Origin of the sequence: Neptuniibacter sp. UBA6509, from assembly GCA_002435145.1 — a bacterium.
Lineage (GTDB): Bacteria > Pseudomonadota > Gammaproteobacteria > Pseudomonadales > Balneatricaceae > Neptuniibacter.
The window spans coordinates 1-12,288 of the sequence record DJLT01000048.1 but is presented as its reverse complement, the minus strand read 5'-3'; the positions used below and the strand labels follow the sequence as shown (position 1 = coordinate 12,288).

Below are 12,288 nucleotides of genomic sequence, written 5' to 3'. Positions count from 1 at the left end.
GGTTCATTGTGTACGGGTGTGAGAATTACCTCCAAATTAGGCTATGTAGCGCGAATACAACCTAGAAATAGATTGCGATCGTGAAACTCAATGGATTCAATATTTGAGAAGAAATAGCCTGTGGTATTGGAATATACTTGTAAATCTATAACATATAAAGCATCTCACCAAGGTGCGCTGCTTCAGCAAACCTTAGTTTACACTGCTACGCAGAGCTTAATTAGTAAGTTTGAGCATTCTGCTTTGTTTTCTTTTTGACTTTATAAATGAGCAATTGGAAAACGATTTACAAAGACGAATTATGCAAAAGAAAACACTCGAAGCTCATGAATTTCCACTGAAAGAAGTTTTTTGCGACGACTATTCATTTGAAATTCCTGGCTACCAACGCCCTTATTCATGGGAGGTAGAACAAGCAGAAACTTTAGTTTCTGATCTCATAGGTTTTTTAAGCGAGCAACCGCCAAACATACAAGATGCTAACCCTTACTTTCTCGGTAGCATTGTCCTAATCAAAGATACCGGCACTTTGGCCCAAGTAGTTGATGGACAACAAAGGCTGACGACATTAACTATTCTGTTATCGGTTCTTCGTAGTCTCCTACCTGAAACTAAAAGAGCAGTACTAGAAGGAGCAATTCTTCAAAAAGGCGATGAAATATTGCTGACTGAAGATAAGCCTAGATTACAAACAAGACCCAAAGACCAACAGTTCTTCTTAAGACATATCCAAGAATTTGGCGGGTTAGAGACACTATTTGAAAACAACGACAAACTTAACGATAGTCAATCAAATATTCTGAATAACGCAAAGGCAATGCATGCTCAATTAGTAAAGCTAGACGAAGCTCAATTAATTCGACTTACTCAATTCATAATGAATGGTTGCTTTGTGGTTTTGGTCACTACACCAGATATTGATTCGGCTTACCGGATCTTTTCGGTAATGAACGACCGCGGCATGGACTTAAGCGCGACAGATATCTTAAAATCACTTGTTACAGGTGCAATTTCAGAAACTAATAGCAAACAGGAGTTTTATACTAATAAATGGGAAGACTTAGAAGAAGAAATAGGTCGTGAAAGATTTGGGGCACTTTTTGCGCATATCCGTATGATAGAGATGCGTGCAAAGTCCCGTTCAAACATGGTTTCGGATTTTAAGAATCATATTAAGCCAGAGTTATACCCAATTGATTTTATTGACAACAAGCTAACCCCCTACACCCGTATTTATAGCGAGATATTAGATCAAAGTTTCTGTAGTCAAGAACATGCTTATGATATTAACAGAAGCCTATTTTGGCTGACTCGAATTGACAATAATGACTGGGTTCCACCAGCCCTTTATTTTATAAATAAATTTAGAAACCACCCTGCTAAAGTGGCATATTTTCTCGACAGATTAGAAAAATTAGCATCTGTTCAAATGATAAATCGTATCAGCATCAACCATCGTATAATCCGTTACACATCGATACTAAATGCTATAGACGCAGGGACTGTATTTGAAGAAAATAAGTCTGGTGCGCCTTTATACCTGAGTGAAGAAGAAAAACAGGACGCCCTAAAACAACTGAACGGCCCAATATACAAACTCTCAAGAATTCGTGTGATGGTATTATTACGGTTGGACTCTGAACTAGGTGACTCAATGGCAACCTATAAGCATTCTAAGGTTACTGTGGAACATGTAATGCCACAAACCATTAACCCAATTAGCCAGTGGCAAGAGTGGTGTCCAGATAAAGAGACACACGAGGAGTTAGTACATTGCCTCGGAAACTTGGCCTTATTATCTCGAAACAAAAACAGTGCAGCCAGTAACTATGATTTTGCTAAAAAGAAAAGTGAGTATTTCAATCCCGCCAATGGTCATACTGCCTTTATTCTTACTAATCAGATATTAGCGCAGGAAAAGTGGACTCCCGACGATATTAGAGAACGCCAAAAATTTCTGCTCAGTAAACTGGCAAGCACGTGGCAACTAGACAGCCAATAAAAATTCTGTACGCATTAATGAGTCAGCTCCTCGTATGCAATTTCATTAAACTGCTTAATTGCAGAGGTGTTGGCTTTGTACTTTTCTTCGTACTGACTTAATTTAGGCTCTGCGCCTAATAAGCTTTCGATAGCTCTGCGAAATCCAAGAGGATCTAGATGACTATCATCAAGTTTAAAGCTATTCCCCGTAGGTAGTAACTCTCCGTTAAGTTCAACTCTATGGATCCTTCCTGTTTTTATACCTACAAAGAAGTCTATTCCCTTACGAGGAGACTTTTTAGCCCACCTTTCATTTACCGCACCATATTTGAACTCAACAACTAAAACATGAGCATTTACTTCATCAATATACACTCGCATAGCATTAGGAACATCGTGAGGAGGAAGTGAAAAAACAATCTCACCTTCATACGGCGCGTTAAAGACACTATCTCTCGCCACTTCATGTGCCAACTGAGAAGTATTTAAACTTGTCCATTTATCCATTACTAAAGATCCTCTGTAAGATGACTTATAGTATTCATGACAGCAGAATAAGCTTTTTCAGCTTCTAAGCTATTAATACCTGTAGGGCTAACGCTATCCCAAATGATAACTCCCCACTGCTCACCGTTGTTTGCCATTACAGGTATTGCAAACAAACTTCTTGCTAGTAACTTTCGCTTTTCCAAAGCGCTGTCTACATATTCCTGTGGCAAAAAGCAACGCTTTGCATAACGCTGCCGCTGTTGACTTGCTGAGGTTACAATCACTTTTGGCAACTCAGACAACGCAATAGTATTTTTCGTTGCCCAACATCTACCAACAATCCCTTCACTGAAATCACTACTATCTGTTACGGCGAAAAGTACCTTTGTGTTCTTTCCTTGATCATTTGAACGTAATACAGGTACTAGCCAGCCACACCCGGGGTTCACCTTTCTAGATTTGTGCGACTTATACCACGCAAACACATTTAGTTTATGGCGTTGCCAGCACCATTTCTTGTACTGAAAGAGCGTAACCCTGTGCTTGTCGTTCTCAGTTTCCTGAGATGTATACGATATCGATTGCAAATCGTCTAAAATTGTTTGCAGCGTAGTCCATTGAATGCGCTTCCCGTCCCTAGAAAGTATGTACCCAACAACTAAACACAAAATGAGAATAAAGTAGAAATATAGTGCGTTTTCTTTAATAAACCCAAGTATTGAGGCTAAATTAGGGCGCGTCGCTTCATTAATTTTGCCTTGCCAATCGATTAAGATTCCCAAAACAGGCGCTATTAAACCTGCCACTCCGAACATACTTTTACCTAAGTCGCCACGAAATTTGTGGTGACGAATATCCTTAATCACTATTTTATTTCCGTAATTTTTATAATTCTTAATATTTATATTGCGTTGTCCAGTTACCCAACCACGATTAACATGCCTTACCAACCACGCCTACTGAACAAAAAACAACCAGACAACTATAAAACAATTCTTGTCTTAATTTCAATAGATATGCGCTTTTACACTAGATAGAATGCTGGTTGGAGTAAAGTATTTGGCCAAGTGATACACGACAAATTACAAGATATATCGTTCTATAACATGTCGTGTAAATAACAAAACTGTGTAATATAGATTATGGGGATTGGATGACTTCCCTATCAAACAATTAGAATGATTCGAATACACTATCGTAGCACCGTATTCTTGATGAAAGGATGTGTCAGTGATACCCAACTACCAGCAGTTTATGCGGCCTTTTTTGGAAATTGCCTATCAAGCAAAGCAACAAGGCGAAAATGAAGTAAAGCTTCGGGATGTGATTAAAGCCCTGGCCGACCACTTTCAGCTCAGCGAAGAAGAACGTAGCGAAACCCTCCCCAGTGGTAGACAACTCGTAATTGATAATCGCATAGGTTGGGCACGTACCTATTTGACCAAGGCTGGGCTGCTCGAAGCCACTCGCCGAGCGCACTTTGTTATCACAGAGCGCGGCATACAGGCCGTTAAAAGTAACACCCCAATTAACAACGCTTACCTGAAGCAGTTTGACGAATTCATTGCCTTTAAAACAAAGAGCAATGACGATGCGAATGAATCAGGAGAAGTGCTTCCTACGCAGGAAATTGCCGATGACGACGATGACATTACTCCCGATGAAGCGTTACGCGCCGCGTATAAAAAGATAAATGAAGCACTGACGGAAGACATTCTTCAGAGAACCCGCAAAGTTACCCCCGAGTTTTTCGAAAGACTGCTTATCGATTTATTACTCGCCATGGGTTATGGCGGTACAGGGGAAGGCGCAACCCATGCACTCGGGAAAACCGGCGATAACGGCGTAGACGGTGTGATTGACCAAGACCCGCTTGGCGTTGACCAAATCTACATTCAGGCCAAGCGCTACGCAGAGGGCAATAATGTCAGTGCCGGTGATATCCGTGACTTCTTTGGTGCACTCAATCTCAAACGGGCGCAAAAAGGCATTTTCATCACCACATCCGCTTTCACCCAATCAGCTATCGAAACCGCGCAAAACTTAGGCAATCGGATTGTACTGATTAACGGTAAAGAGCTCGCCAAGCTCATGTTGCGATACAATATCGGCAGCCGTGATGAGCAGGTCTTGCACCTGAAGAAAATAGACGAAGAATTTTTTGAGAATTAATAACGAGACCACACATGAATAATGCAGAGCAACAATTTTTAAAAGAATTAGACATCAAACTTTGGAACTCAGCAGAAAAACTAAGAAACGCCCTCGATGCCGCTAACTATAAGCATGTAGTGCTAGGGATCATCTTTTTAAAGTATGTGTCAGACGCCTTTGAAGAGCGCCAACAAGAGTTACGTCAGTTGTTTACTCAGGACGATAGCGACGACAACATCTATTTTATGCCGCGTGAAGATTATGACTCAGACGAAGAATACAACGAAGCAGTAAACGCAGAGTTAGAGCTGCACGAATACTACCAAGAGAAAAATGTATTTTGGGTGCCAAAACAGTCACGCTGGGAGTTTCTTAAAAACACCGCAGCAAGATCTATCGGTGATGACATTGAATTAGAGAATGGTGAAACATTTAAGCTTACCTCGATATCCAAGTTAATCGACAATGCTTTAGAAGCCATCGAAAACTATAAAGTTGACGACAAGTTGGCAAACCCCAAGCTAAAAGGTGTTTTGCCGAGAGTTGGACGCTATGAAGTATCAAATGAAAATTTAACAGCATTAATTAATGAGTTTTCTAAGACCCAATTTCATAACCCTGTGCACAACGGCGAAAAGCTTGATCTGCACAGCAAAGATATCTTAGGCCATGTCTATGAGTACTTCCTAGGGCAATTTGCTTTAGCAGAAGGTAAACAAGGCGGACAGTACTATACGCCAAAAAGCATCGTTACGCTGATAGTTGAAATGCTCCAGCCATATCAAGGCCGAGTTTATGATCCCGCAATGGGGGCTGGTGGCTTCTTTGTCAGTAACGACAAGTTTATTGAAGCCCATGCTGCGGAGAAACATTACAACGCCGCCGAACAGCGCAAACATATTTCCGTTTATGGTCAAGAAAGCAACCCGACGACCTGGAAGCTTGCAGCCATGAATATGGCGATTCGCGGAATAGACTTTAACTTTGGCAAAAAGAATGCTGATACCTTCTTAGATGACCAACACCCCGACCTGCGTGCAGACTTTGTGATGGCAAACCCGCCGTTTAATATTAAAGACTGGTGGCACGCCAAACTGGAGGGCGATACTCGCTGGCAATATGGCACACCGCCGCAAGGTAATGCCAACTATGGTTGGATACAGCACATGCTGCACCACCTTAACGATAACGGCTCAATGGGCTTATTACTGGCTAATGGCTCGATGAGTTCGAATACCAACAACGAAGGTGAAATCCGCAAAGCGCTTATCGAGGCCGATTTAGTCGAATGTATGGTGGCTCTGCCAGGGCAGCTATTCACCAATACGCAAATCCCCGCCTGTATTTGGTTTTTAACCAAAAATAAGAAAGGCGGGACTTTCCCAGGTCAACAAGGGAAACGTGATCGTCGTGGTGAAACTCTGTTTATTGATGCCCGCAACCTCGGTTTTATGAAAGACCGTGTGCTGCGCGACTTTACCAACGATGATATTGCAAAAATCGCTGATGTTTTTCACGCTTGGCAATCGAGTACTGGCTATGAAGACGAAAAAGGCTTTTGCTTCAGCGCCAAGCTTGAAGACATGCAAAAACATGAATATGTATTAACGCCTGGGCGCTATGTTGGCGCAGCGGATGCGGAGGAAGATAGCGAACCATTCCCAGAAAAAATGCAGCGATTAACCGCGCAATTAAAATCTCAGTTTGAAGAGTCAGACCGATTAGAAAAGGCGATTAAGGATAACCTAGCGGGGATTGGTTATGAGTTCTGATTTCGTATTTAACAAAGAGTACCCTCTTTCAGACTTGGTTGAATTTGTAAATGAAAAAATAGACTCCACTAAAATTTCTCTGGATACGTACATTTCGACAGACAATATGATTACTGATCGTGGAGGAGTTGAGACAGCAACAAAATTGCCTTCAGCTACTAAGTTTCATCACTTCAAACCTACAGACACTCTGTTTTCAAATATTCGTACTTATTTTAGAAAGGTTTGGTTCGCTGAGTTTGAAGGTGGAGCTTCACCTGATGTATTGGTATTTAGAACAAAGGAGCCTAAGGTATTAGATCCAGCTTATTTATTCTATCTACTCAGTGACAAGAAATTCTCTGAATACACTGTTTTAACCTCAAAGGGTGCGAAGATGCCCAGAGGCGATAAAGCAGCGATAATGCAATACACAGTATTCGTACCAGAACCTAATGTTCAACGGACGATTAGTAGCGCTTTAAGAACGTACGACTTAAAGTTGAAAGCAAATACCAAAATCAACCAGACTTTAGAGCATCTCGCGAAAGCCATATTTAAAAGCTGGTTTGTGGATTTTGATCCGATCAAAGCCAAGATTGAAACCTTAGCAACTGGTGGTAGCGCTGACGATGCTGAACTCGCTGCAATGAGTATTATTTCTGCCAAACCCCTTGATGAACTGAACGGATTAAAAGCCAGCAATCCCGAGGCGTTTAACAAACTTGCCCAAACCGCCGCCCTGTTTCCTGCTGCAATGCAAGACTCTGAGTTTGGTGAGATACCAGAGGGGTGGGAAGTAAAACCTTTCAAAAAAGTTATTGATAAGTATGTTGATAATAGAGGTAAAACACCGCCAATTGTTGAAAATGGTATACCACTTGTTGAGGTAAAACATTTACCAGAAAACTCTGCCTTTCCAAACTTGAATACGGAAAAGAGAGTTACAGAAGAAACCTATAAAACGTGGTTCAGAGTACATGTTGAGCCTAAGGATATTCTCATCTCAACCGTTGGAACGATAGGGCGAACTTCATTTATTAAAAGCACTAATTTTGGTATTGCTCAAAATGTGTTAGGCCTTCGCTTTGCTAAAGCTATAGAGCCTGAATACATGTTTTATACAATTAAATCTCACCGTTTTCAGCACGATATGACGGCAAGACTAGTTACAACAGTACAGTCAAGCATTAAGCGAAAGGACCTTGATACAATTGATATATTGGTCCCTAAACCAAGTATACAAATTGCTTTCTGTGAGTTTGTCGAACCGCTAATTGATGAGCAGTTTGTTAATAATACACAGAATAATGATTTAGCAATTATCCGTGACACCTTACTTCCTAAATTGCTTTCCGGCGAAATCGACTTAACTAATGAGGTTGTTGAATGACAGCCCCAAATTTTAATGCCAGTAAAATTCCAGTTTGGAACAGTGAAAATCCAGAACAAAGTTTTGATATTCTACCTGAGCAACCAAGTGGTCGGATTCCTGTAACCAGAATCGAACATTGGCGGGACTTTTCTTCACTACTGGAAAGCTCGTTTTTTAATCGTGTTGACGAGCAGTTTATTTTTCGCGGTCACCGTCGCTTTGATTGGGAGATGACGCCCACACTAGCACGGGTTACCCAAAATGGCATTGTTACCGAAGACATTGCCAAACGGCAGCTGGAGATGTTTCGAAAAGCTATACGCGGCAGAATTTCTGACCATTCACTACTCGACGATGAAGACGAACGTGAGCATGATGAACTATGGTCAATCGGTCAGCATCACGGTTTAATGACTCCATTGCTCGATTGGACCTACTCGCCTTATGTAGCTCTGTTTTTTGCTTTCGCCAAAGAGGATCAAACAGATGAAAAAGATAACCCTTATCGTGCCGTTTATATCCTGAATAAAAGTTTTATATCAGATGATGACCTTTGCCCCGATATTCGCGTATTTGAGCCGAAAAAAGACGATCACGGCCGCTTGGTTAGCCAAGCTGGGCTTTTTACCTTTTCCCCTTATGACGCCACGATTGAAAACAAGTTAACCGAAGTGTTAACCGATGAAGACTTTCCTGATGATGAACTAAAAACAGCGGCTGAAGGAGAGCAACCGGGCATTCTAGCTAAATATATCTGCAAGGTGTACATCAAAAACGAAGAGCAGCAAGAGTGTTTAAAACACCTTAGACGTATGAACGTTCATCATGCCAGTTTATTCCCCGATTTAATTGGCGCGGCTGATTATTGCAATATCTTTATGGCAGAGATTGAGCGTGATAGAGCCATACAGCAACGGCAAGTTGAGCCTATCGGTGAAACTGTAGCTGAAGAACACGCTCTACCTGCACAATCTGACTTACCTCTCAGTCACAATGTCGATTCCATCCTCGAATTACTGAAGTCCACGCAAGAAAGCCAAGAAGTCGAACCAAGCCGAATTCAGTTAATTGCCGATGAGTTGAATAAGTATCTTTCAAAATCAATGGTTGTAGATTGGCAAGCCCGCGACACCGTGCAAGCCGAAATGAAAAATACCACCCGCGTGTTATTGCGTAAGTATGGCTACCCTGTGAATGCGAGAGATACCATCGTCGATAATATTTTGGAAATTATTGGTAGAGGGAGTGACCAATGAACGAAGAACAACTCGAAAGCCTCTGTTTAGACTGGTTTAGTGAAGGTGGTTGGGATGTTTTACACGGCCCCGACATTGCCCCAGATAGCGACAACCCACTTCGTAATGACTACGCGCAAGTGCTATTGAATGGGCAGTTGCGAGCGGCTTTTGAAACGATTAATAAACACCTACCTGCTGCACAGATTGAACATTGCTTCGAGCAGTTTAAAGCGATTGTCTCAAAGCCTGAAAGTTTGGATTTAATCACCAACAACCGATCATTTCACCGATTGTTATTGGAAGGTGTGCCTGTTGAATACAAAAAAGACGATGGAGAGTCTTCAACGGGTGGAGAGCCAATTGCAGACCATGCATTTATCATTGATTTCGATAACCTAAACAACAACACCTTTTCAGTCGTCAATCAGTTCACGATTACTGGTACTAAACAGCCACGTCGGCCTGACGTTATTTGTTTTATCAACGGGTTGCCGATTGCTGTGCTTGAGCTCAAAAGCCCAAGCGATGAAAACGCCGATATTTGGGATGCCTTTAATCAACTGCAAACTTATAAAGATGAAATTACTGACCTTTTCATCTTCAACGAGGCGTTAGTCGTCAGTGATGGTTACACCGCTCGGGCAGGCTCTCTAACTGCCAACCAAGAGCGTTTTATGCCTTGGCGCACTATTAAGAATGAAAACGACAAACCGCTACTGGAGTGGCAATTAGAAACCATGGTGCGGGGCTTTTTTGACCGCGAATTACTGCTCGATTACATCCGTTTTTTTGTATTGTTTGAAACAGATGGTGAACAAATAATCAAAAAAATCGCCGGTTATCACCAGTTTCATGCCGTGCGTGAAGCGGTAAAGGCCACGGTAATTGCGGCGCAGCAAGTAGATGGTGTAAGCGAAAAAAGGGCAACCTATGCTGATGAAGTAGTACCTGGCAGTAAAAAGGCGGGCGTGGTTTGGCATACTCAAGGCAGTGGCAAAAGTATTTCAATGTGTTGCTATGCCGGTATGTTGCTTCAGCAAAAGGCCATGAATAACCCAACGCTAATTGTCGTTACTGACCGCAATGATCTAGATGGTCAGCTCTATGCCACGTTCTGCAACGCAGTTGAGCTCTTGAAGCAAACGCCAGTTCAAGCATCTGACAGAGATGCATTAAGACAGTTATTAGCTGAAAGAGAGTCTGGCGGCATCATTTTTACCACAGTTCAAAAGTTCGCTTTGCTTGAAGACGAGAAACATCATCCAATACTCAATGACCGTCACAATATAGTTGTTATCTCAGATGAAGCTCACCGCAGCCAATATGGCCTCAAAGCAACACTGAGTGCCGACGGCCAGTATAAGTTTGGTTACGCCAAGCATATGCGCGATGCGTTGCCGTCTGCTTCTTTTATTGGTTTTACTGGTACACCCATTTCACAAGAAGACAAAGACACTCGCGCTGTATTTGGTGGCTATGTGTCCATCTACGACATTCAAGATGCAGTAGATGATGGCGCAACCGTTCCTATTTATTATGAGTCACGCTTGGCAAAGCTTGATTTGAACCATGCTGAAATCGCTGAGTTGTCCGATCAAGTTGATGAAGTGGTAGAGGACGAAGAGGACGTCAGCAACCGTGAGAAAACCAAAGGGGAATGGAGCCGACTTGAAAAGCTGGTTGGTGCTACACCCAGATTAAGCCAAGTTGCTGCTGATTTGATCGAGCACTTTGAAACGCGCAATGCCACCATGGATGGCAAAGCCATGATCGTTGCCATGAGTCGCGATATTTGTGCGCATCTCTATAATGAAATTGTTGCACTGCGCCCAGAATGGCATTCGGATGACCCAGAAAAAGGGGCTATTAAGATTGTTATGACAGGGTCGGCTTCGGACAAGCCACTTCTGCAACCCCATATCTATAATAAACAAACGAAAAAACGCTTAGAGAAGCGCTTTAAGGATCTCAACGACCCACTGAAGTTAGTCATTGTAAGGGATATGTGGCTAACAGGCTTTGATGCGCCTTGTTGTCATACCATGTATGTTGATAAGCCAATGAAAGGCCATAACTTGATGCAGGCCATTGCTCGGGTTAACCGCGTATTTAAAAATAAACCAGGCGGTTTAGTCGTTGATTATATCGGAATAGCCAATGAGCTTAAGCAAGCATTAAAAACCTATACCGACTCTAAAGGTAAAGGCGAGCCAACGCTCAATGCAGAAGAAGCGTTTTCTATCCTTTTAGAAAAAATAGATGCTCTCCGTGGCATGTTCGGTAAAACACCAAAGTTTGATGGTTTGGACATTTCAGGCTATGAAACACAAGCGCACAAACTCCTGGTGCCTGCCGCTAACTACGTACTCGGCTTAGATGATGGGAAAAAGCGTTTCTTAGACTTAGTGTTGGCAGCGACGAAATCTTACTCACTATGCAGTACTTTGGATGAGGCTAAAGAGTTACGAAAAGAAATTGCGTTTTACTCAGCCATTAAGGCCGCTATTAGCAAGTTTACCAGCGTTGATAAAAAGCGTACTCAGGAAGAAAAGAACTCGGCACTGAAACAGATTCTAGATAACGCTGTGATCGCCGAAGGCGTTGCTGACGTGTTCGCACTTTGTGGCTTGGATAAACCCAATATTGGCTTGCTATCAGACGAGTTCTTAGAAGACGTACGACAAATGCCAGAGCGCAACCTTGCTGTTGAGCTACTTGAAAAATTACTTAAGGATGACATTAAAGCGAAAACACGTAATAACGTGGTTCAGGAGAAGAAGTACGCAGACCGCTTGCAAGAAACACTTAGAAAGTACAATAACCGCGCCATTGAAACAGCTCAGGTCATTGAAGAACTTATTCAAATGGCCAAAGAGTTTCAGGAAGAAATGATGCGCGAGGCTGAACTGGGGTTAAATCCAGATGAAATCGCCTTTTATGATGCCCTAGCCAACAATGAAAGCGCAGTACGTGAACTTGGCGATGAGATCCTTAAAAAAATTGCCGTCGAAATTACTGACAAACTCAGAAAATCGACCACGGTTGACTGGCAAGTTCGTGACAGTGTTCGCGCTAAATTAAAAATTCTCGTGCGCCGCACTTTACAACGTTACAAATATCCACCTGACAAAGCCGCTGAAGCAGTAGAGCTTGTGCTAAAGCAAGCTGAAAGCTTATCAAACTCCTGGACTAGATAATTGGTTAAGCGAAGACTAAGAGTCAACAGTCTTCGCTCTAATTTCTTCTGTCTTCGTTTTAATTACTTCAGATCATTTCTCACACCACCTGCCCCGCAGCC

8 protein-coding genes are annotated in these 12,288 nt (G+C 42.3%); 6 read left to right on the top strand and 2 right to left on the bottom strand.

Features of this window, described 5'->3' with window-relative positions; translation table 11 throughout:
* Positions 1-301 precede the first annotated feature (301 nt).
* Positions 302-2,002, top strand: a complete 1,701-nt coding sequence (locus B4K11_RS06535; protein WP_272965831.1) for a DUF262 domain-containing protein — start codon at positions 302-304, stop codon at positions 2,000-2,002.
* Between the two features lie 14 nt (positions 2,003-2,016).
* Here B4K11_RS06535 and B4K11_RS06530 read toward each other — a convergent pair whose 3' ends face one another.
* The gene (locus tag B4K11_RS06530) at positions 2,017-2,490 is read right to left on the bottom strand and encodes a hypothetical protein (RefSeq protein ID WP_272965832.1); all 474 of its coding nucleotides are present in this window, start codon (positions 2,488-2,490) and stop codon (positions 2,017-2,019) included.
* Between the two features lie 2 nt (positions 2,491-2,492).
* Positions 2,493-3,338: a hypothetical protein gene (locus B4K11_RS06525; RefSeq protein ID WP_272968976.1), complete on the bottom strand. Its 846-nt coding sequence runs from the start codon at positions 3,336-3,338 to the stop codon at positions 2,493-2,495.
* Positions 3,339-3,702: 364 nt separating this feature from the next.
* Here B4K11_RS06525 and B4K11_RS06520 point away from each other — a divergent pair, with 364 nt between their 5' ends.
* From B4K11_RS06520 to B4K11_RS06500, 5 genes are read left to right on the top strand one after another with little or no spacing between them, the layout of a single operon-like run.
* Positions 3,703-4,644, top strand: a complete 942-nt coding sequence (locus B4K11_RS06520; protein ID WP_272965834.1) for a restriction endonuclease — start codon at positions 3,703-3,705, stop codon at positions 4,642-4,644.
* 14 nt (positions 4,645-4,658) lie between these two features.
* Complete coding sequence (locus tag B4K11_RS06515; RefSeq protein WP_272965835.1) at positions 4,659-6,398, top strand: type I restriction-modification system subunit M; 1,740 nt, start codon at positions 4,659-4,661, stop codon at positions 6,396-6,398.
* Positions 6,388-7,770 (top strand): restriction endonuclease subunit S, encoded by a 1,383-nt coding sequence (locus tag B4K11_RS06510; protein WP_272965836.1) that lies wholly within the window; start codon positions 6,388-6,390, stop codon positions 7,768-7,770. The genes B4K11_RS06515 and B4K11_RS06510 overlap by 11 nt, the downstream gene beginning before the upstream one ends.
* Positions 7,767-9,008 carry an FRG domain-containing protein gene (locus B4K11_RS06505; protein ID WP_272965837.1) on the top strand — a complete coding sequence of 414 codons (1,242 nt, stop codon included), beginning with the start codon at positions 7,767-7,769 and terminating at the stop codon, positions 9,006-9,008. Before B4K11_RS06510 ends, B4K11_RS06505 begins: the two co-directional genes overlap by 4 nt.
* Positions 9,005-12,187, top strand: coding sequence for a type I restriction endonuclease subunit R (locus B4K11_RS06500; protein ID WP_272965838.1), 3,183 nt, complete (start codon positions 9,005-9,007; stop codon positions 12,185-12,187). Before B4K11_RS06505 ends, B4K11_RS06500 begins: the two co-directional genes overlap by 4 nt.
* Positions 12,188-12,288: the final 101 nt, after the last annotated feature.